General features: G+C 72.7%; 20 protein-coding genes and 1 riboswitch. Of the genes, 13 read left to right on the top strand and 7 right to left on the bottom strand.

All coding sequences use genetic code 11. The features are described 5' to 3' along the window. Positions 1 to 99: 99 nt before the first annotated feature. The 3 genes from AC3IX6_RS13780 to AC3IX6_RS13770 are packed head-to-tail and all read left to right on the top strand — an operon-like array spanning position 100 to position 3409. Entirely contained in the window at positions 100 to 1803 is a 1704-nt protein-coding gene (locus tag AC3IX6_RS13780) for a hypothetical protein (protein WP_489370409.1), read from the top strand. Further along, positions 1793 to 2197, top strand: a complete 405-nt coding sequence (locus AC3IX6_RS13775; protein WP_489370408.1) for a hypothetical protein — start codon at positions 1793 to 1795, stop codon at positions 2195 to 2197. Before AC3IX6_RS13780 ends, AC3IX6_RS13775 begins: the two co-directional genes overlap by 11 nt. Before the next feature lie 3 nt (positions 2198 to 2200). Then, on the top strand, positions 2201 to 3409 hold the full coding sequence (locus AC3IX6_RS13770) for a hypothetical protein (RefSeq protein WP_489370407.1): 1209 nt from the start codon (positions 2201 to 2203) through the stop codon (positions 3407 to 3409). 31 nt (positions 3410 to 3440) lie between these two features. Here AC3IX6_RS13770 and AC3IX6_RS13765 read toward each other — a convergent pair whose 3' ends face one another. Beyond that, the gene (locus AC3IX6_RS13765) at positions 3441 to 3929 is read right to left on the bottom strand and encodes a carboxymuconolactone decarboxylase family protein (RefSeq protein ID WP_489370406.1); all 489 of its coding nucleotides are present in this window, start codon (positions 3927 to 3929) and stop codon (positions 3441 to 3443) included. A 46-nt stretch (positions 3930 to 3975) separates the two neighbouring features. Here AC3IX6_RS13765 and pdxR point away from each other — a divergent pair, with 46 nt between their 5' ends. Further along, entirely contained in the window at positions 3976 to 5388 is a 1413-nt protein-coding gene (gene pdxR / locus AC3IX6_RS13760; protein ID WP_489370405.1) for a MocR-like pyridoxine biosynthesis transcription factor PdxR, read from the top strand. A 236-nt stretch (positions 5389 to 5624) separates the two neighbouring features. Here pdxR and AC3IX6_RS13755 read toward each other — a convergent pair whose 3' ends face one another. After that, positions 5625 to 6464, bottom strand: coding sequence for a DMT family protein (locus AC3IX6_RS13755; protein ID WP_489371444.1), 840 nt, complete (start codon positions 6462 to 6464; stop codon positions 5625 to 5627). A gap of 115 nt (positions 6465 to 6579) precedes the next feature. Between AC3IX6_RS13755 and AC3IX6_RS13750 the strand changes: the two genes are divergently transcribed. Together AC3IX6_RS13750 and AC3IX6_RS13745 are read left to right on the top strand one after the other, a co-directional pair. Continuing rightward, positions 6580 to 6891, top strand: a complete 312-nt coding sequence (locus AC3IX6_RS13750) for a hypothetical protein (RefSeq protein WP_356512452.1) — start codon at positions 6580 to 6582, stop codon at positions 6889 to 6891. 6 nt (positions 6892 to 6897) lie between these two features. Next, positions 6898 to 8088 carry a glutathionylspermidine synthase family protein gene (locus AC3IX6_RS13745; RefSeq protein ID WP_489370404.1) on the top strand — a complete coding sequence of 397 codons (1191 nt, stop codon included), beginning with the start codon at positions 6898 to 6900 and terminating at the stop codon, positions 8086 to 8088. Positions 8089 to 8108: 20 nt separating this feature from the next. On the opposite strand, the gene rocD is transcribed toward AC3IX6_RS13745, so the two are convergent. Then, on the bottom strand, positions 8109 to 9314 hold the full coding sequence (rocD, locus tag AC3IX6_RS13740) for an ornithine--oxo-acid transaminase (RefSeq protein WP_489370403.1): 1206 nt from the start codon (positions 9312 to 9314) through the stop codon (positions 8109 to 8111). Positions 9315 to 9425: 111 nt separating this feature from the next. After that, a riboswitch (ZMP/ZTP riboswitch) is annotated at positions 9426 to 9516 on the top strand. A 35-nt stretch (positions 9517 to 9551) separates the two neighbouring features. On the opposite strand from rocD, the gene glyA reads away from it, so the two are divergent. The 4 genes from glyA to AC3IX6_RS13720 all read left to right on the top strand — a co-directional run bounded on the left by glyA (position 9552) and on the right by AC3IX6_RS13720 (position 14091). Next, positions 9552 to 10847: a serine hydroxymethyltransferase gene (gene glyA, locus AC3IX6_RS13735; RefSeq protein WP_489370402.1), complete on the top strand. Its 1296-nt coding sequence runs from the start codon at positions 9552 to 9554 to the stop codon at positions 10845 to 10847. Between the two features lie 346 nt (positions 10848 to 11193). Beyond that, positions 11194 to 12207, top strand: a complete 1014-nt coding sequence (gene trpS / locus AC3IX6_RS13730; RefSeq protein WP_489370401.1) for a tryptophan--tRNA ligase — start codon at positions 11194 to 11196, stop codon at positions 12205 to 12207. A gap of 128 nt (positions 12208 to 12335) precedes the next feature. Further along, positions 12336 to 12959 (top strand): 2'-5' RNA ligase family protein, encoded by a 624-nt coding sequence (locus AC3IX6_RS13725; RefSeq protein WP_489370400.1) that lies wholly within the window; start codon positions 12336 to 12338, stop codon positions 12957 to 12959. A gap of 145 nt (positions 12960 to 13104) precedes the next feature. Continuing rightward, on the top strand, positions 13105 to 14091 hold the full coding sequence (locus tag AC3IX6_RS13720; protein ID WP_489370399.1) for a YihY/virulence factor BrkB family protein: 987 nt from the start codon (positions 13105 to 13107) through the stop codon (positions 14089 to 14091). Here the strand turns inward: AC3IX6_RS13720 and AC3IX6_RS13715 are convergent. Beyond that, positions 14039 to 15289 carry a D-alanyl-D-alanine carboxypeptidase family protein gene (locus AC3IX6_RS13715; protein WP_489370398.1) on the bottom strand — a complete coding sequence of 417 codons (1251 nt, stop codon included), beginning with the start codon at positions 15287 to 15289 and terminating at the stop codon, positions 14039 to 14041. The genes AC3IX6_RS13720 and AC3IX6_RS13715 overlap by 53 nt on opposite strands. A gap of 121 nt (positions 15290 to 15410) precedes the next feature. On the opposite strand from AC3IX6_RS13715, the gene AC3IX6_RS13710 reads away from it, so the two are divergent. The 3 genes from AC3IX6_RS13710 to AC3IX6_RS13700 all read left to right on the top strand — a co-directional run bounded on the left by AC3IX6_RS13710 (position 15411) and on the right by AC3IX6_RS13700 (position 18887). Then, on the top strand, positions 15411 to 15671 hold the full coding sequence (locus AC3IX6_RS13710) for an SCO4848 family membrane protein (protein WP_266880710.1): 261 nt from the start codon (positions 15411 to 15413) through the stop codon (positions 15669 to 15671). Then, entirely contained in the window at positions 15668 to 17200 is a 1533-nt protein-coding gene (locus tag AC3IX6_RS13705) for a metallophosphoesterase (protein ID WP_489370397.1), read from the top strand. Before AC3IX6_RS13710 ends, AC3IX6_RS13705 begins: the two co-directional genes overlap by 4 nt. A 133-nt stretch (positions 17201 to 17333) precedes the next feature. After that, positions 17334 to 18887: an ABC transporter substrate-binding protein gene (locus tag AC3IX6_RS13700; protein WP_489371443.1), complete on the top strand. Its 1554-nt coding sequence runs from the start codon at positions 17334 to 17336 to the stop codon at positions 18885 to 18887. On the opposite strand, the gene AC3IX6_RS13695 is transcribed toward AC3IX6_RS13700, so the two are convergent. Genes AC3IX6_RS13695 through AC3IX6_RS13685 form a run of 3 tightly spaced genes read right to left on the bottom strand, consistent with a single transcriptional unit; the run spans position 18874 to position 20499 of the window. Then, positions 18874 to 19641, bottom strand: coding sequence for a TetR family transcriptional regulator (locus AC3IX6_RS13695; RefSeq protein WP_489370396.1), 768 nt, complete (start codon positions 19639 to 19641; stop codon positions 18874 to 18876). The genes AC3IX6_RS13700 and AC3IX6_RS13695 overlap by 14 nt on opposite strands. 10 nt (positions 19642 to 19651) lie before the next feature. Then, positions 19652 to 20101: a thiol-disulfide oxidoreductase DCC family protein gene (locus AC3IX6_RS13690; RefSeq protein ID WP_489370395.1), complete on the bottom strand. Its 450-nt coding sequence runs from the start codon at positions 20099 to 20101 to the stop codon at positions 19652 to 19654. After that, the gene (locus tag AC3IX6_RS13685) at positions 20077 to 20499 is read right to left on the bottom strand and encodes a hypothetical protein (protein ID WP_489370394.1); all 423 of its coding nucleotides are present in this window, start codon (positions 20497 to 20499) and stop codon (positions 20077 to 20079) included. The genes AC3IX6_RS13690 and AC3IX6_RS13685 overlap by 25 nt, the downstream gene beginning before the upstream one ends. Positions 20500 to 20574: the final 75 nt, after the last annotated feature.

Below are 20574 nucleotides of genomic sequence, written 5' to 3'. Positions count from 1 at the left end.
CGAGCGGTACGAACACCGAAACGCCCCGGCCAAACCTGGCCGGGGCGTTTGGCGTGAATCGTTCTGTCGTCGTAGGGAGGGGAACCCTAGGGTCGGTCGGTGACCGAGAACGCGATTCCCCAGCAGCCCGGCGGCAGTTGGGCCGGTCCCTCCGCCGGCCGCCCCCCGGTGCACCCCTCGCTGAGCGAGGCCGGCCGCTTCCTGTGTGCGGGGACGTACCTCGACGCCGGGTACCGCGACCGGGTCATCGACGAGCTGTACGTCCACGAGGAACGGATCGTCGCCCCCTCCTACGGCTACGACGCCTCCCGGGTCCTCGCCCACGCACTGCGCGCCCGCCGCGCCGAACTCGGCTGGGCCGCCGGAGTCCTCGGAGCCTGGTTCGTCGGCGCCCTGCTCACGGGCGGCGCCCTCGCCGCGCTGATCGTGCCCTTCCTGCTGCTGAGCCTCGCCGACTGGCTGCGCGCCCGGAACGTCCCGGCACTGCGCGTGCTCTCCGTGGTCCTGCGGATCTACGCCTGGTGGCTCCTGCTCTTCGTCCTGTTCGCCCTCGGCATCGGCGGGTTCGCGCTGTTCAGCCTCCTGGACGAGGTGGGAGGGAGCGGCCTGCCGTTCGCCCCGACGGGCGGGGACTTCGCGGCCACCGCCGTCCTGTGGTGGCTGCCGGTGGTCTTCGCCGGGGTGGTCACCGTCGTGGGGCTCCAGCGCGGACACGTCTACCGCACCATCGCCACCGAGCTCGCCGAGCGCCGCTACGCCGACCACGCGAACGACCCGGCCGAAGCCGCCGAGGGGGCCCGCTTCCAGCGGGTGCGCCAGCGCATCCGGGCCGAGCAGCACACGCCGATGATCATGTACGACGTCAACGACCCGTTCTGCGGGGCGGGTGATCCCTTCCGGCCCTGGCAGCTGTCCGTGGAACTGCGCCCGCGCGAGGACCTCGGCCCCGACCGCAAGCCGGTCGCGGTCACCAACGCCCACATCCTGGCGCGGATCGTGCCGCTGCTGGAACGCCTGCGGGTGCCCTCCCCGCACGGATCCCCGGAGCAGGCCGCCGCCGTGGGTGACCGGATGCGCGAACTGGTCCTGGACGAGTGCGTGTTCCTGCCCGCGGGCGGGCTGCCGCACCGGGACACCGCGCAGGTCGTGCACGGGCAGTTCGGCGAGCAGCGGGCCGCCGCCATCGAGGAGGGCGGCGAGCGCCGCCGGCACTTCCTGCGCGTGCGGGTGGGCGGCTGGGACGAGAACCTCGTCGTCACCGTCTTCGTACGGGTCCACACGCAGGGCGGGATGATGATGCTGGAGGTGGCCCCGCACGTGCTGCTGCCCGTCCGGACCGGCTTCCACAACGCGGACGCGGACGCCCAGCGCTACCGCAACAACAGCGGCTTCGGCAAGGCCGTCTGGGCCCTGCGCCACACCCCCGGCTCCCTCGCGGGCTCCGCGGTCACGCTGGGCCGCGGCCTGGCGAGCTGGTGGCGGATCGTCACCGGCGGCCACGGCGGGGCCCGGCCGGAGGGGCCGCGGGTGTCGGTGCGCGAGCTGGCCTCCGAGGACAACGGCTCGATGTTCCACCTGATGGACCTCGACCGGTTCCTGAAGACGATCCAGGACCGGGTCGTCGGGGGCGTCGTCCTCGCGCTGCACGAAGCGGGCTGGCACACCGAGGAGTTCGCACGGCGCGCGGTCAACGTCGCCGAGGGCGGGGTGTTCATCCAGTCGGTGAACCACAGCGCCTTCAGCGTCGGCGGCAGCAACAACACCAACAGCACCAAGGTCAAGAGGAGCACCGGTGGCAACTGAGGACGGCGTGACGGGTACGGGCGCGGCCGCGGCCGGGCAGGAGCCCGCGGTCCGCATCGGCGGGGTCACCGGCAGCGCGTTCAGCATCGGTGGCAGCAACAACACCAACACCGTGCACCACGGCGGAGCGGGGGCGGACACCGTCGGGCCGCAGGTCCTCCTCGACGCCGTACTGGAGCTGCGCGCGGCCCTCGTACGGCTGCCGCGGGGTGCGGACCGGGCGGCGCTCGACGCCGAACTGGACGGGGTCGCGGAGGGACTGGAAGGGGCCGAGGAGATCCGGCCCGGCCTGGTCCCCCGGCTCCGCGGAGCCCTGGAACGCTGGGCTCCCCTCGTCGACTCGGTCAGCGCCGCGACCGCCCTGGCCGGCCTCCTGACCACCCTGGGAGGCTGACCCGTGCCCCCGCAGGACACCCCCCGCTGGGACCCCGCGACCCAACGCTGGGTCACGGACCCCCACCCGGCCCAGGGCCCCGACCAACAGCCGCCCCCGCCCCCGGGCCACGACCCGGCCCCGGGGCCGCCCCCGGCCCACGACCCGGCCCCGGGGACGCCGCCGACGCCCGCTCCGGGCTACGACCCCGTCCCGGGGCCGCCCCCGGCCCCCGCTCCGGGCCACGACCCTGCCGCGGGCCCGGCTCCGGGCCACGGCCCGGCTCCGGCCCCCGCTCCCGGCCACGATCCGGCTCCGCCCCCGGCCCCGGCCTCGGGCCCGACCCCGGCCTCGGGTCCGGGTCAGGCCCCGGCCTCGGGCCCGGCTCCGACCCCGGCTCCGGTCCCCGCTCCCGGCTACCCCCCGGCCTCGGGGCCGGGTGGGTACGGTCCGGGGGCGGCGGCGCCGCAGGACCCGTACCCGTACCCCGCGTATGCGCCTCAGCAGCCCGTGCAGCCGGCGTACCCCGTCCCGCCCCCGCCCCCGCGCACCGGTGGCCGGTGGCTGACGCCGACCACGGCGGCCGTCGCGGTGGCCGCGCTGGCCATCGGCGCGGCCACCGTGTGGTTCGTGGCGCGGAACACCGGCGAGCAGCCCCCGCAGGCGGGGCCGGCGGTGTCCAGCGCCCCGCCGAGCGGGGAGGGTTCGTCGGCCCCCTCGGCGACGGCCACCCGCTCCCCGTCGCCGACGGGCAGCGGAAGCCCCAGCCCCACGCCCAGCCCGAGCGGCAGCGACCCCGCTCACGAGACCGTGCGCGACGCGAAGGGGTTCACCGTCGCCGTCCCCGCCGGGTGGCTCCGGGAGGAGGCCGCCTCGGGGGTCTTCTATCGCTCTCCCGACCGCACCGCCCTGGTCCAGATCTTCCAGGTCAGCGAGCCCGAACTGACCCCGCTCGCGGCCGTCCAGGGCGCCTCCACCTACCTGCGCGCCCAGACCACCGGCTACCAGGAGATCCGCGTGGGCCCGGCCCCGGGCGCCCCCGAGGGTGGGGAGCTGGTGTACGAGTACGACAGCGCGGAGTCACACGGCCGGCGCCGCGGCGTGGAACGGGTCTTCGTCGCCGAGGACGGCAAGAAGTGGGCCGTCCTGACGGCCGGCCCGGCGCCCGAATGGACGCTCACCCAGTCCCACCACAAGGCCGCCCTGACCGCCTTCCGCCCCACGGGCGGCTGACACCGCGCGCGGGACGGGGTTGCGGGAGGGCTTACTTGTACATCCCCGGGGTGTAGTGCCCCGGGGTCAGGCGGGTGGTGACACCGATGCGGTTCCAGACGTTGATCGCGGCGATCAGGGCGATCACCTGCGCCAGTTCCTTCTCCTCGAAGTGCCGCGCGGCCCGCTCGTAGACCTCGTCGGGAACGAAACCGTCGGTCAGGACGGTCACGGCCTCCGTCAGCTCGATCGCGGCGAGCTCCTTCTCCGTGTAGAAGTGCCGCGACTCCTCCCAGGCTCCGAGCAGCAGCAGCCGCTCCACGTCCTCGCCCGCCGCGAGGGCGTCCTTGGAGTGCATGTCGATGCAGAACGCGCAGTGGTTGATCTGGGAGGCGCGCAGCTTGACGAGCTCGACCAGGGCCGGGTCCAGGCCCTTGGCCGCGGCCGCGTCCAGGGCCACGGCGGCCTTGTAGAACTCCGGAGCGAGCTTCGCGAGCTGCATGCGGGGGGTGTGTTCGGGTGCCTTCTCCGTGTGGGTCATGGCATCACCCTAGGAGCCAGGCGGCCCGCCTATATGGTCCATATCCATGACGGAATCCTGGGCCACTTTCGGCGCCGACCTGCATCTGGAACCGGTCCCCGGGCGCGGTGTCCGGGCCGGACTGACCGAGGCGCTGCGCGAGGCCGCGCGCAGCGGGCGGCTGGCCCCGGGGACCAGGCTGCCGTCCTCGCGGTCGCTCGCGGCGGACCTCGGGATCGCCCGCAACACCGTCGCCGAGGCCTACGCCGAGCTCGTCGCCGAAGGCTGGCTGACCGCGCGCCGCGGCTCCGGGACCCGGGTCGCGGAGCGGGCCCGGGTCGGGTCCGGCGCCGGGGTCCGGCGCCCCGCGGCGGCCGTGCCCGTACGGCGCCCCGTGCGCGCGCAGACCTCGTACAGCCTGAAGCCCGGTTCCCCGGACCTGGGCGGCTTCCCGCGCGCCGCCTGGCTGGCGGCGGCCCGGCGGGCGCTGACCGAGGCCCCGAACGAGGCCTTCGGGTACGCGGACCCGCGCGGCCGGGTGGAGCTGCGCGAGGCCCTCGCCGGGTACCTGGCGCGGGCCCGCGGGGTGTACGCGGACCCCGAACGCATCGTGCTGTGCGCGGGCTTCGGCCAGGGCCTGCTGCTGCTCGCGAGGATGCTGCGGGCGCGCCGGATCCGGGAGATGGCGGTGGAGGGGTACGGGCTGGACGTGCACCGGGAGCTGCTGACCGGCGCCGGGCTGCGGACGCGGCCGCTGGCGGTGGACGGGGCGGGGGCGCGCACCACCGAGCTGGCCGGTTCGGGCGCGGGGGCGGTGCTGCTGACGCCGGCGCACCAGTTCCCGACGGGCGCCGCGCTGACGCCCGGGCGGCGGGCGGCGGCGGTGGACTGGGCCCGGTCCACGGGCGGGCTGATCCTGGAGGACGACTACGACGGGGAGTTCCGCTACGACCGTCAGCCGGTCGGCGCGCTCCAGGGACTGGACCCGGACCGGGTGGTGTACCTCGGCACGGCGAGCAAGTCCCTGGCGCCGGGGCTGCGCATGGGCTGGATGGTGGTGCCGGGGCCGCTGATGGAGGAGGTGCTGGCGTTGAAGGACCGGACCGGCTGGAGCTCCAGCGCGCTGGACCAGCTGACGCTCGCGGAGTTCATCCGGTCGGGGGCGTACGACCGGCACGTGCGGGAGATGCGGCTGCGCTACCGGCGGCGGCGCGACGAGCTGGTGGCGGCGGTGGGGGACCGGGCGGCGGTCTCCGGGATCGCCGCGGGCCTGCACGCGGTCCTGGACCTGCCGCCGGGCGGCGAACGGGCGGCCCTGCGGGCGGCCGCCTGGCAGGACCTGGGGCTGCTGCCGCTGTCCTTCTTCCGGCATCCGGGGGCGGCGATGCCGGTGCGCGAGGCGCTGGTCGTCGGCTTCGGGACTCCGTCCCAGAGTGCGTGGGCCCCTACCCTGGCGGCGCTGGTCGCGGCCCTGCCGTGAGGGGGCCCTGCGGGGGCTGTCCCCTACCCGCCCTTCCACCGTTCCCCGGGCTCTGCCCGGGCCCGCGCCTCAAACGCCGGCGAGGCTGGGGGATGCCCCCGGGCTCCGCCCGGACCCGGTCCTCAAGCGCCGGACGGGCTGGGGAGGGGTACCGGGCTGCGCCCGGACCCCCTGGGGCTCCGCCCCGGACCCCGGTCCTCAAACGCCGGACGGCTGAATAGGCCCGGACCCCGTCCTCAAACGGCGGGCGGCTGGAGCGGCTGCGCCGGGGGTTCGCCGAAGCGGGCCAGGGCCAGGGCTCCGGCCACGGCGACCACGAAGCCCGCGACCGCCAGCCAGGTCAGGCCCTCGCGGGTGCGGTCGCCCAGCCAGGCCACGCCCACCACCGCCGGCCCGATCGTCTCGCCCAGCACCAGCCCGGCCGTCGCCGCCGTCACCGAGCCGCGCTGGAGCGCCGAGGTGAGCAGCAGGAACGCGGAGCCGCCGCCGAGCAGCAGCGCGTAGAACGCCGGGTTCGACAGGGCGGAGAGCGAGATGTCGTCGATGAGCCGGACCGCCACCTCCACCACCCCGAAGCCCGTCCCGGCGGCCAGACCCAGCGTCAGCGCCCGGCTGCGGTCCGGCAGCCCGCCCGCCACGGCCCCGACCACCAGCACCAGCCCGGCCACCGCCAGCAGCCCCAGCTTCAGCGCGAGCGTGCCCTTCCCCGAGCCCTCTTCCCCGGAGGCCAGCCCGAGCATCACCAGCCCCGCGCACACCACCGCGACCGCGCCCCACTCCGTCCCGCTCAGCCGCACCTTCAGCAGCCGCGCCGCGACCACCGCGGTCACCGCGAGGCTGGCCGCGAGGGCCGCGCCCACCGCGTAGATCGGGATGTGCCGCAGGGCGATGATCTGGAGGACGAAGCCGATCCCGTCCAGGCAGAGTCCGGCGAGATAGCGCCACTGGCGCAGCGCCCGCAGGAAGAGCGCGGTGTCGACCCCGGAGCCCGTCCCCGGCACCGTCGCCCGCGTCGCCACGGCCTGCAGGACCGACGCCGTGCCGAAGCAGACCGCCGCACCGAGCGCGCAAATCATCCCAATGAGCACGAACCGACTCTAGGTCACGGATCCCGCGTCGGCCGGATTCCGTCGGCCGGGGCGGCCGTTCTAGTCTGTGCGCAGCCGGCCACCCAGGGGGAGCGAACAGTCCATGGACAGCAGCAGCACCGACACCACGCGCACCAAGCGCCGCATGCGCTCCGGAACCGTCGCCCTCGGCGGCATGGGCCTGCTCGCCGCGGCCCTGGTGGCCTGCGGCAGCAGCAACGAGCCCGACAAGCGCTGCGCGGATCGCGCCACCCTGGAGAAGCTGAATTCCAAGGAGTGCAAGAGCGGCGGCCGCGGTGCGTACTACTACGGCGGCACCGTCGCGAAGAACAAGGTGAGCGGCGGCAGCTTCGACAAGTCGGCCGTCACCCGCGGCGGCATCGGCGGCAGCCACAAGAGCTCCTCGGGCGGCTGATCCAGCGTGAAGCGCCACACCATCGAGCCCCGCCCCGACTGGCAGAAGACCGTCGAGGAGCAGGGGCTGATCTATCCCCTCACCCGCTACCCCGACGACTCGCTGCGCCCCTACTGGGACGAGAGCGCGTACTACTCCTTCACCCTTCCCGAGGTCGAGGCGCTGGAGAACGTCGTCGAGGAGCTGCACGCCATGTGCCTGGCGGCGGCCCAGCACATAGTCGACCACGACCGCTTCGCCGACCTCGGCATCACCGACCCGAAGCTCGCCGCGCTGATCGCCGAGTCCTGGCGGCGCCGCGCCGAACAGCCCTCGCTCTACGGCCGCTTCGACCTGCGCTACGACGGCACCGGCAGCCCCGCCAAGATGCTGGAGTACAACGCCGACACCCCCACCTCCCTCGTGGAGGCGGCCAGCCCGCAGTGGTTCTGGATGGAGGAGCGCTTCCCCGGCGCCGACCAGTGGAACTCCCTCCACGAGCGGCTCGTCGACGCCTGGCGCCGCCAGGCGGAGCTGCTGCCGGCCGGCCCGGTGCACTTCGCGCACTCCGAGACCGACGAGCTCGGCGAGGACCTCATGACGGTCGCCTACCTCCAGGAGACCGCCGAGCAGGCCGGCATCGACACGCGGGAGCTGTCGGTGGAGCGGATCGGCTGGGACTCCCTGTCCGGCCGGTTCGTGGACGAGAAGCTCGGCTTCATCCGCGCGATCTTCAAGCTTTACCCCTGGGAGTGGCTGGCCACCGACGAGTTCGCCCCGCAGGTCCTCGGCACGTACGACCACGGCGGCGGCTCCGGCACCACCGCCTGGATCGAGCCTCTGTGGAAGATGCTGCTCTCCAACAAGGCGCTGCTGGCGGTCCTGTGGGAGCTCTTCCCGGAGCACCCGAACCTGCTGCCCGCCTACCTGGACGGCCCGCGCGAACTCGCCACGACCACCGGCTACGCGGCGAAGCCGCTGCTCGGCCGCGAGGGCGCGGGCGTCACCCTGCACCCGGTCGGCGGCGAGCCGTTCGCACCGCAGGAGGACGAGACGTACGTCTTCCAGGGCCTCGCCCCGCTGCCCGACTTCGACGGCAACCGGGTGGTGCTCGGCGCGTGGGTCGTCGAGGACGAGGCGGCGGGCCTCGGCATCCGGGAATCGGCGGGGCCGGTCACGGACGAGTACGCCCGCTTCCTGCCCCACGTCATCCTCTAGCGGCCGTCGGGTTGGGGCCGTCAGGCGCCGAGGACCGACCTGAGCTGGTCCAGCCCCCAGTCCAGGTCCTCCTTGGAGATCACCAGCGGCGGCGCGATCCGGATCGTCGACCCGTGGGTGTCCTTGACCAGGACGCCGAGCCCCATCAGCTTCTCGGAGATCTCCCGGCCGGTGCCGCGCGCCGGGTCGATGTCCACGCCCGCCCACAGCCCGCGGCCCCGTACGGCGGTCACCGCGCCGCCGCCGACCATCAGGTTCAGCTCCCGGTGCAGGTGGTCGCCGAGCTCGGTGGCACGCTGCTGGTACTCGCCGGTGCGCAGCATCGCGATGACCTCCAGGGCGACGGCGCAGGCCAGCGGGTTGCCGCCGAAGGTGGAGCCGTGCTCGCCCGGCTTGAACACGCCGAGCACGTCGAGGTCGGCCACCACCGCCGATACGGGCACGACCCCGCCGCCCAGCGCCTTGCCGAGGATGTACACGTCGGGGACGACGTCCTCGTGCTCGCACGCGAAGGTCTTCCCGGTGCGGCCCAGGCCCGACTGGATCTCGTCGGCCATGAACAGCACGTTCCGCTCGCGCGTCAGTTCCCGTACGCCCCGCAGGTATCCGGCGGGCGGTACGAGCACGCCGGCCTCGCCCTGGATCGGCTCCAGGAGCACGGCGACGGTGTTGGAGGTGACGGCGGCGGCGAGCGCGGTGAGGTCCCCGTACGGGACGATCTCGAAGCCGGGGGTGTACGGGCCGAAGTGGTCGCGGGCGTCGTGGTCGGTGGAGAACGACACGATGGTCGTGGTGCGGCCGTGGAAGTTGTCGGCCGCCACCACGATCTTGGCGTGGCCGTCCGGTACGCCCTTGACCTCGTACCCCCACTTGCGGGCGGTCTTCACCGCGGTCTCCACGGCCTCCGCTCCCGTGTTCATGGGCAGGACGGCTTCCTTGCCGCACAGCGCCGCGAGCTCGGTACAGAAGTCCGCGAAGCGGTCGTGGTGGAAGGCGCGGGAGGTCAGGGTGACCCGCTCCAGCTGGGCGCGGGCGGCGTCGAGGAGGCGGCGGTTGCCGTGGCCGAAGTTCAGGGCGGAGTAGCCCGCGAGCATGTCGAGGTAGCGGCGGCCCTCCACGTCGGTCATCCACGCGCCCTCCGCCGTGGCGACGACGACGGGCAGGGGGTGGTAGTTGTGCGCGCTGTGCGCGTCGGCGGAGCGGATGGCATCAGCAGTTGTCGACACGGGGTCTCCGATCGTCCGTCAAGCCGGTGACGAGGGTGGCGTCACTGTCCACATCCTCGCTCGAATACCGGACGGAGAAACCTTTCTCGTGGCGCGCCCGCTAAGGTGTCGGACACGCACGGCGACTGGCGCACGGAGAACCAACTCCGGGGGAGCCGTGCGCGCACGACCGCATACAGGGCCGCTCGCCTGGGCCTCGCGGGGACGAGATCTGACATCGACCCCGGAGGAGCCGCCATGAGCGCGAACCACCACCCGTACCGTCACCCCGCCCTGCTCGCCACCGACCCCGAGCTGGCGTCCTTCGTCGCCGCCGAGGAAACCCTCCAGGCGGAGACCCTCCGCCTCATCCCGAGCGAGAACTACGTGTCCTCGGCCGTGCTGGAGGCCTCCGGCACGGTGCTGCAGAACAAGTACAGCGAGGGCTACCCGGGCCGCCGGTACTACGAGGGCCAGCAGAACATCGACCGCATCGAGGCGCTGGCCGTGGAGCGGGCGAAGGGCCTCTTCGGAGTCGACCACGCCAACGTGCAGCCGTACTCCGGCTCGCCCGCCAACCTCGCGGTCTACCTCGCCTTCGCCAAGCCCGGCGACACGGTCATGGGCATGGCGCTGCCGATGGGCGGACACCTGACCCACGGCTGGGGGGTCTCGGCGACGGGCTCCTGGTTCCGCGGCGTGCAGTACGGGGTCCGGGCGACTGCGGATCCTGAAACGAATGGTCTCATCGACTACGACGCCGTACGGGACCTCGCGCTGGCGGAACGGCCCAAGCTGATCTTCTGCGGCGGTACGGCGCTCCCGCGCACGATCGACTTCGAGGCGTTCGCGTCGATCGCGAAGGAGGCGGGCTCGGTGCTCGTCGCCGACGTGGCGCACATCGCCGGCCTGATCGCGGGCGGGGCCCATCCGTCCCCGGCGGGTCACGTGGACGTGATCTCGACGACCACCCACAAGACCCTGCGCGGTCCGCGCGGCGCGATGCTGATGTGCCGCGAGGAGCACGCGAAGGCCATCGACAAGGCGGTCTTCCCGGGCCTCCAGGGCGGCCCGCACAACCAGACGACGGCCGGTATCGCGGTGGCGCTCCACGAGGCGGCGCAGCCCTCGTTCGTGTCGTACGCGCACGCGGTCGTGGCCAACGCGAAGGCGCTGGCCGCGGCTCTGCTGGAGCGGGGCTTCGACCTGGTCTCGGGCGGTACGGACAACCACCTGATCCTGATCGACCTCACGGGGAAGTCGGTGTCCGGGAAGATCGCGGCGAAGGCGCTGGACCGGGCCGGGATCGTCGTGAACTACAACACGGTGCCGTTCGATCCGCGCAAGCCGTTCGACCCGTCGGGGATCCGGATCGGCACGCCGTCGCTGACCTCCCGAGGTCTCTCGGTGGAGCACATGCCGGTGGTCGCCGACTGGATCTCGGAGGCGGTCTCCGCGGCTGCCGTCGGGGACGAGGCGGCCCTCGGCAAGATCCGCTCCGCGGTGGCCGACCTGATGGCCGCCTTCCCGGCCCCGGGCCTCCCGGTCGCCTGACCCCCCCGGGTGGGGGGCTGCTCCCTGCGGGGCGAAGTCCCCTACCCGCCCTTCCACCGTTCCCCGGGCTGCGCCCGGACCCCCCTGGGGCTCCGCCCCAGACCCCGCGCCTCAAACGCCGGCGAGGCTGGATCCGCCCCGCCGGCGTTTGAGGCGCGGGTGTGGGCGGCGCCCACGAAGCCCCCCGCAGCGGGAGCGACGGAAAGCGGTCGCTCGGCCGAGGCAAGATCCGGACGGGGCGCTACCGGTCGGTACCCGGGCCGGGTCCGGGCAACGGGGGCGCGACCCGCCGGGTTCCGGCCAGCGGCGGGGCCGAGCCCCGTGTCACACCTGAGAGAATGGGGCCATGGCTTCTGATCGTCCTCGCGCGCTCTCCGGCATCCAGCCCACCTCCGGTTCGTTCCACCTCGGGAACTACCTCGGAGCCATCCGGCAGTACGTCGCCCTGCAGGAGACGCACGACGCCTTCTACATGGTCGTCGACCTGCACGCGATCACCATGCCGCAGGATCCGAAGGATCTCCGCGCGAACACCAGGCTCTCCGCCGCGCAGCTCCTCGCCGCCGGTCTCGACCCCGAGCGCTGCACGCTCTTCATCCAGAGCCACGTGCCCGAGCACGCGCAGCTCGGCTGGGTCATGAACTGCATCACCGGTTTCGGCGAGGCCAGCCGGATGACCCAGTTCAAGGACAAGTCCGCGAAGAACGGCGCCAACAACGCCACCGTCGGCCTGTTCACGTACCCGATCCTCCAGGTCGCCGACATCCTGCTCTACCAGGCGAACGCCGTCCCCGTCGGCGAGGACCAGCGTCAGCACATCGAGCTGACCCGGGACCTGGCCGAGCGCTTCAACCAGCGCTTCGGGCAGACCTTCACCCTCCCCGCCGCGCACATCGTCAAGGAGGTCGCGAAGATCTACGACCTCCAGGACCCGGCGATCAAGATGTCGAAGTCGGCGTCCTCGCCCAAGGGCCTGATCAACCTCCTCGACGAGCCCAAGGCCACCGAGAAGAAGATCAAGAGCGCGGTCACCGACACCGAGGCCGTGGTCCGGTTCGACGCCGAGAACAAGCCCGGCGTCAGCAACCTGCTCACGATCTACTCCACTCTCACGGGGGAGTCGATCCCCGCGCTGGAGGCCGCGTACGAGGGCAAGGGCTACGGTGCGCTCAAGACCGATCTGGCCGGCGTGATGGTCGATTTCGTCACACCGTTCAAGCAGCGCACCCAGGAGTACCTGGACGACCCGGAGACCCTGGATTCCCTGCTGGCCAAGGGCGCGGAGAAGGCCAGGGCGGTCGCCGCCGAGACCCTGGCGCAGGCCTACGACCACCTCGGTTTCCTGCCCGCGAAGCACTGACGGGCACGCAGGAGAAAGTGGGCCCTGGCGATCTGGGGGGTGCTGCCGCCACACTGGGGCGGCAGCACTCGTGCGACGCACACGCGGAGCACAGACCACGCACAGGACTACAGGCGGAGGAGAGCTACGTGGGGACCGTAACGCTCGGCGTTTCGATCGCGGTCCCGGAGCCGTATGGCAGCAGCCTTCAGGAGCTGCGAGCCGGCTTCGGGGACGCCGCCGCGCACGGCATTCCCACGCACGTCACCCTCGTACCGCCGACGGAGGTGGCCGCGGACCGGCTCGCCGAGATCCGCGCCCACCTGGCCGAGGTCGCGGCCGCCGGCCGCCCCTTCGTGATGCGGCTGGCCGGCACGGGCACCTTCCGTCCCCTCTCGCCGGTCGTCTTCGTCCAGGTCGTCGAGGGCGGCTCCGGCTGCACCCGGCTCCAGGGCCAGGTCCGCGACCCGGACGGGCCGCTCAGCCGGGAGCTCTCGTTCCCGTACCACCCGCACGTCACGGTCGCCCACGGGATCTCCGAGGAGGCGATGGACCTGGCGTTCGACACCCTCGCCGACTACGCGGCGGAGTGGGTCTGCTCCGGGTTCGCGCTCTACGAGCAGGGCTCGGACGGGGTCTGGCGCAAGCTGCGGGAGTATCCGTTCGGCAACGGGGCAAGCGGTGGGGCGAGCGCCGTACCGGCGCAGCTCGGCTCGGCGACGGACAGCAGTGCGGCGGCCGCCACGGGCGAGGCGACCGTACGCCGTTCCTGACGCAGGAACCGGAACCGGAAACCGATCCTTCGCAGGACCAGGGCATGGAACGGCCGAGCCGTCGGGCGAAAAGTCACAATCGACGACCGTAGTCCCCAAAAGCGGCAATCCCGGCTATTTACGACAGCTCATTTACGGTGACCGTATGGACTGGCTGACGAAACTCCCGCTGATCGGGCCCCTGGCGTCCGCCCTGATGCGGACCCACCTGTGGCGTTCGTACCAGCGGCTCGACCGCGTGCACTGGAGCAGGCTCGCCGCGGCCATCACCTTCATCAGCTTCCTGGCCCTCTTCCCGCTGATCACCGTGGCCGCCGCGATCGGCGCCGGACTGCTCACCCAGGACCAGCTCGACCGGCTCCAGAAGAACCTCGCCGAGCAGGTCCCCGGCATCTCCGACCAGCTCGACATCAACGCCCTCGTCGCCAACGCCGGCACGGTCGGCCTGGTCGCCGCGGCCGTGCTGCTCTTCACCGGCATCGGCTGGGTCACCTCCATGAGGGACTGCCTGCGCGCGGTGTGGGAGAAGGACGACGAGGACGAGGGCAACCCCTTCGTCCGCAAGGGCAAGGACGCGCTCGTCCTCATCGGCCTCGGCGGCGTCGGCCTGTGCTCGGCCGCCGCGTCGATCTTCGGCTCCAGCGCGGTCGGCAAGGCCGGGGACTGGCTGGGCGTACCGCGCGACGGCGCGGGCGGCACGCTGCTGCGCGGCGGGGGCTTCCTCGTCGGAGTGGTGGCCGCCTTCCTGCTCCTGCTCTACGTCCTGACCCTGCTCCCGGGCGTCGAACCGCCCCGCCGCCGCCTGATCGAGGCGGCCCTCCTCGGCGCGGCCGGCTTCGAGCTGCTCAAGCTGCTGCTCAGCGGCTACATGCGGGAGGTCGCCACGAAGAGCATGTACGGGGCCTTCGGCGTGCCGGTGGCGCTGCTGATCTGGATCAACCTCACGGCCAAGCTGCTGCTGTTCTGCGCGGCGTGGACCGCGAGCCGCGACGATGCCGACGGGGACGGCGCGGAGGACCCGGAGCCGGCCCGCGAGCCCGCCCGGGAGCCGGACACCGCTCCGCGGCCCGCCGGCTCCGCTACACCTGGCCGCGAGCCCGGCGGCCGCGCCCCCGCGGCCAGCGCCGGTTGACCACGTAGGCCCCGCCGGCCACCACGGCCAGCACCCCGCCCGCCACGCCGAAGGCGGTACCGACCCCGCCGCCGGAGCCCGCGCCGGACGCCGAGGGGTTGTTCTCGTGGGACTGGGCCGGGGAGCCGTGGGAGGTGGTGTCCGCGCTCTTCGGCGGCACCAGCTCGCCCACCGGCTTGACCTTCCCGCTCGCCGCGAACCCCCAGTCGAGCAGGTCGGCGGTCTCCTCGTACACGGAGTTGGCGCCCCCGGTGCCCGGGTTCATCACCGTGACCAGCAGCTTCTTGTCGCCGCGCTGGGCGGCGCCGGTGAAGGTGGAGCCGGCCATCGTGGTGTTGCCGTTCTTCACCCCGGCGATCCCCTTGTAGGGGGAGAGGCCGCCGGCTCCGGTCATCAGCCGGTTGGTGTTCTGGATCTCGAAGGTCTCGCGCGGCTTGCCCGGCTCCTGCCGGCCGGGGAACTTCGCGCTGGCCGTGCCGCAGTACTCCCGGAAGTCCTGCTTCTGCAGACCGGAGCGGGCGATGAGGGTGAGGTCGTAGGCGCTGGAGACCTGGCCCGGAGCGTCGTAGCCGTCGGGGGACACCACGTGCGTGTCCAGGGCCTGGAGCTCCTCGGCGTGCGCCTGCATGTCCTTGACGGTCTTCTCGACGCCGCCGTTCATGGCCGAAAGTACATGCACGGCGTCGTTCCCGGAGCGCAGGAACACCCCGAGCCACAGGTCGTGGACGCTGTACTCGGCGTCCTCCTTGATGCCCACCAGGCTGGAGCCTGAACCGACCCCGTCCAGCTCCTGGTCGGTGACCTTGTGGACCTGGTCCTTGGGCAGACCCGGCAGCACGGTGTCCGCGAAGAGCATCTTCATGGTCGAGGCCGGGGGGAGCCGCCAGTGCGCGTTGTGCGCGGCGAGGATCTCGCCCGTCTCGGCGTCGGCCACGATCCACGAACGGCCCGTCAGGTTCGCGGGCAGCGCGGGCGCGCCGGGCAGCAGGTTGACCTGCGTCCCGGGCTGCCCGAGCGCCGAGCCGCCGACCGTGGACATCGAGGCGGGCGGCGCGGGCGCCTTGGGCGGCTGCCCCTTCCCGTCCACCGGCGGCGTCGGCGTCGGCGCGGCGTACGCGGGCGGGGCCAGCAGCGCCGGGACCAGCAGGGCGGGTAGCGCGGCGGAAAGGACCGTCAACGCGGTCTTCTTGGCAGACACGCAGGTGAAAGTACATCCCGATCCTGTGCTTAGCGTCACGGACCGGCCAACCCGCCGCAACCACCGCCGGGACAGCCCACCCCGGCGCGTCCGTCCTGGGGACGAAACCGATACTGAGTTCATGAGACTCAGCCGCGCCGCTTCCTGGTTCCTGCTCGCCTTCGGAGTGTGGAGCTGGTTCATCTGGGTGTCTTTCGTCCGGAACCTGTGGAAGGACGGCAGCGGTCTGGCCTTCGACGACGCGGGGGACCCGACCGGGTACTTCTGGGTCCACCTTCTCCTGGCGGTGGCGTCCTTTCTCCTGGGGACGGCCGTCGGAGTGATCGGGTTGCGCGGGGTGCGGGCTCTGCGGCGTGAATCACGTACGGAGGCGGGCGCGTGAAGATCGTCATCATCGCGGCCGTGGCCCTGCTGGTCCTGACCCTCCTGGTCCTGGTGCACCGCTGGCTCTGGATCCGCCTGGTCCGCGACACCACCGCCCCCGGCGGCGCGGTCCGCCGCACGGGCACCGCCCTGGCCTTCGCGCTCCCCCTCCTGTCCGTGGCCGCCCTCGTCGCGGGCCGCGCGGGAGCCCCCTTCTGGCTGGAGCGCACGGTCGCCTGGCCGGGCTACCTCTGGCTGGCCGTCCTCCTCTACCTCTCCCTGGCGATGCTCGTCGCCGAGCCGGTCCGAGCGGTGTGGCTCCGCCGGTCGAACGGGGCCACCGCCCAGGCGGGCCCCGGGGCGCAGCCCCACAGCGCCCCGGCCGCCGAAGCCGCGGCCGCAACGGGGCCCGGGGCAGGGCCCCGAAGCGGCGCCGCAGGCGCGAACCCGGCGGGCTCCGGGGTGCAGCCCCGCCCCGCCGCCGCAGGCGCGGACGCAACGGGGTCTGGGGCGGAGCCCCACCGCGCGGCGGAGCCGCATAATCCGGTGCAGCGGGAAGGGGCGGGGAGGGGAACTGCGCCGCAGGCCACCCTCGAAGCCACCGAGGACCCCACGGCCCCGGCCGGGCAACACGCCACGGCGGCCGACCCGGCGGAGGCCGCCCCCGCGGCGACCGGCCCCGCGGAGGCGGACTCCGTACAGCCGGCGCAGCCCACCCCGTCCGGCGTCAGCCGCCGCCGCTTCGCGCGGATCGTCGCCGGCACGGCAGCCGCCGCCACGGCCGGCACCGTCGGCTACGGCACGTACGGCGTCCTCCGCGGCCCCCGCGTCAAGCGGGTCCAGGTCCCCCTGGCGAAGCTCCCCCGCGCGGCCCACGGCTTCCGCATCGCCGTCGTCAGCGACATCCACCTCGGCCCGATCCTGGGCCACGCCCACACCACCCGCATCGTCGACACCATCAACCGCACGCAGCCCGACCTCATCGCCATCGTGGGCGACATGGTCGACGGCAGCGTCGAAGACCTCGGCCCCGCCGCCGAACCGCTCCGCGGCCTCCGCTCGCGCCACGGCTCGTACTTCGTCACCGGCAACCACGAGTACTTCTCCGGCGCCCAGCAGTGGGTCGACCACGTCCGCGAACTCGGCCTCACCCCGCTGGAGAACGCCCGCCGCGAGCTCCCGTACTTCGACCTCGCCGGGGTCAACGACATCGCGGGCGAGAGCGAGGGCCACGGCCCGGACTTCCAGGCGGCCCTGGGCGACCGGGACCGCGCCCGCAGCGCCGTACTCCTCGCCCACCAGCCCATCGTCATCGACGAGGCCGTCCGGTACGGGGCGGACCTCCAGCTCTCCGGCCACACCCACGGAGGGCAGCTCTGGCCGGGCGAGTACGTCGCCGAGCTCGCCAACCCCACCGTCGCCGGGCTGGAGCGCTACGGGGACACCCAGCTGTACGTCTCGCGCGGCGCGGGCGCCTGGGGGCCGCCGGTCCGGGTCGGCGCACCGTCGGACATCACAGTCGTCGAACTCGGCTCATATCAGGCCTGAACCGCCCGAACCCCCGACGCCACGCGCCATATCGGCCTTCCCGAGGCCGAAATTCCATGATGGGATGTGACCGATAATCGGATAACTGGTCGCGGACTTCGGTGTGCGCCCACGTGGGGTGGAGTCAAGGATGCTGCGGTCTGTCCGCTCGAAAGTCATCGCGGCCGGGCTGGTCCTCGGCGTGGCGGGCGTCGCCACCTGGCAGTTCCTGCCCGCCGTCGGTGGCGGGGAGCCGATCCGCGTCGGCACGAGCGACGTGGTCTCCTCCCTCGACCCCGCCGGGGCGTACGACGCGGGCTCCTGGGCCCTGTTCAGCAACGTCTACCAGTCGCTGCTGACCATCAAGCCCGGTGCGGACACCCCGGTGCCCGACGCGGCCTCCTCCTGCAACTTCGTCGGCGACAAGCTCACCACGTACCAGTGCGAGCTGCGCCCGGACGTGAAGTTCTCCTCCGGCCGCGCGATCACCGCCGAGGACGTCAAGTTCTCCTTCGACCGGATCAAGGCGATCAACTCCGACCAGGGCCCGGCGCCGCTGTTCAACACCCTGGAGTCGGTCAAGGCCGAGGGCCGCACCGTCACCTTCGGCCTCTCCGCCGGGGACGCCACCTTCCCGTTCAAGATCGCGACGGGCGCCGCCTCGATCGTGGACAAGGACAAGTACCCGGCCAAGGCCCTGCGCGAGGGGGAGAAGGTCGACGGCTCCGGCCCCTTCACCCTCGACGGCTACACGGCCGGCGCGAGCGCCGAGCTCAAGCCCAACACCTCGTACAAGGGGCAGGGCAAGGTCTCCAAGAGCGCGGTCACCGTGAAGTACTTCAAGGACTCCGCGCAGCTGGAGCAGGCCTGGACCGACCACGGGATCGAGGTCGCCCACCGCGACATGCCCCCGGCGGTCCTGGCCGGCCTGAACCCGGGCCTGGAGGACACCCGCTACCAGGCCTCGGGCGGTACGGAGATCCGCAGCATGGTCTTCAACCTCCGCCCGGGCTCCCCGGTGGCCCCGCCCGCCGTCCGCCAGGCCGTCGCCGCGGTCGTGGACCGGGCCAAGGTCGCGACCGAGGTCTACAAGGGCACCGTCACCCCGCTCTACTCGCTCGTCCCGGCGGGCATCGCCGCCCACAGCACGCCGTTCTTCGACGCCTGGCCCTCGCCGAACGGGCTCACCGCGAAGAAGCTGCTCAAGGACGCCGGGATCGCCACCCCGGTCGCGGTCACCCTCGGGGTCAACGTGCGCGGCGCGAGCGTCTCCGAGGCCGAGGAGCTGAAGGCTCAGCTGGAGTCCACCGGGCTCTTCCGCCTGACCATCAAGCCGGTCGAGAAGTGGAGCGACTTCCAGAAGGCCTACGCGGCGGGCGAGTTCGACGCCTACACCATCGGCTGGATCGCCGACTTCCCGGACGCGGACAACTTCCTCGCCCCGCTCGTCGGAGCCGACAACTCCATGAACAGCGGCTACTCCGACAAGGCCGTCGACGACCTCATCACCCGCACCCAGTCCTTCTCGGACCGCGGCGCCGCCGCCAACGACTTCCGCGACCTGCAGAAGCTGGTCGCGCAGCAGGTCCCGATGCTGCCGATCTGGCAGAAGAAGGACTACGTGATGTCGCGCGAGGCCGTCGCGGGCGCCCAGTACCTCTCGGACGGCACCGGCGTGTGGCGGCTGTGGGAGCTCAGCTGGCTGTAGGGCCCACTTCCGGGCCTTCCTCCGGGCCCGCGTCCGGGTCCGAGGCCCGCTTGCGGCCCGGCCGGGACACGGCCGACTGGGCCATGCCCGGCAGGAAGTCCGTGAACAGCTCGTGCACTTCCCGCACCAGCGGCCGCAGCACCCGGAACCGGGCCAGGATGATGCCCCGCGTCGTGAGCTGCGCGCCGCGCTGTGCGAGCTTGCGGGTCTTCTCGCTGTCCGGGGAGCGGTCGAAGACCCAGTAGAGGACCAGGCCCATCTGCGAGAGCCACATCAGCTCCGGCAGTACGTCGGCCAGCTCGTCGGGCACCTTGGTCTTGGCCCCGGCGAGCACCTCGCGGTGCATGTCGATCGCCTGCTTGCGGGCCGCCTCCGACTCCGGGGAGAACGGGCTGAGCGGGCTTTCGGGGTCCGCCGCGTTCTTGAAGAACTGCGAGGCGAACTCGTGGTACGGCGCCGCGATGTCCAGCCAGCTGGTCAGGACGCCCGCGAGCCGCTTCTGCAGATCGGTCTCCTGGTCCAGGATCGGCCGGACCGCCGCCAGGTGGGCGGCGCCGATCCGGTCGTAGAACCCCTGGACCAGGTGTTCCTTGGACTCGAAGTAGTAGTAGGCGTTGCCGACCGAGACTCCGGCCTCCTTGGCGATCCCGCGCATCGTCGTCTTGTCGAAACCGCGCTCCTGGAAGAGGCGGAGCGCGGTTTCGAGAATGAGCGTGCGGGTCTGCTCGCTCTTGGGAGCCTTCTGATCAGTCACGGTCCCGAGCCTATCGGGGCGCGGAACACTGGTCGTCACAGGCCGGTTCCCCGTCGTTCGCCGGGGAACCGTCCCGCAACGCCTCGCGCCAGGTGGAGGCGGTGTACATGGCCGCCTTGGCGAAGGGCCGGCCGGCCGGGGTGGCCAGCCAGTTCGCCTTCGGCCGGTGCTCGGCCAGCGCCCACAGGCACACGATGAAGGCGTCCGTCCCCCTCCACACCTGTCCGGAGTCGCCGATGACGGTGATCTCCTTCAGCGTCGAGGCGTGGTCGAGCTGCGGGTACCGCCGCTGCGCCTCGACGGAGGCCGCGGGGATGAGCCGGAGCGGTACCAGCCAGCGCTGGCCGAGCAGCCAGTGCCGGATGTGCACGCAGAGCGGGCAGTTCGCGTCGTAGAGCACCGTCAGGTGCCGGGTCGCCGCGGTGGCCACGGGGATCAGGCCCCGGTGGGCGCGGTCCACCCCTGGGGCGCGGTCCACCCCTGGGGGGCGACCGGCGGGGTCTGCTGGCGCTCCATGATGCCCCGGCGGCGCATCTTGTTCAGCACCCAGACGTTGCCGAGGTGCATGACGCCGAGGACCAGGAGCACGACTCCGAGCTTGACCGACAGTGCTTCGAAGAGCCCGCGGGCCGCGACGATCTCGTCGGCCGACCGCAGGTACAGGGTCACGAAGCCGATGTTGACGAGGTAGAAGCCGACCACCAGGAGCTGGTTGACGGCGTCCGCGAGCTTCTCGTTCCCCTGGAGGACGTCGCCGATGAAGACGCGGCCGTTGCGGCTGAGCGTGCGGGCCACCCAGACGGTGAGTCCGATGCTGATGAGCAGGTAGATGACGTACGCGACCACGGTGAGGTCCATTGCCCTCAGCCCCCTTGAACGTGTTCAACTGCTGACAGTGCTGACTGTAGACCCATTTTTGAACAGGTTCAAGCG

Source organism: Streptomyces sp. GL_141 (assembly GCF_057834385.1).
Note: the sequence above shows the minus strand (reverse complement) of the source record. Positions and strands in the feature narration are given on the sequence as shown.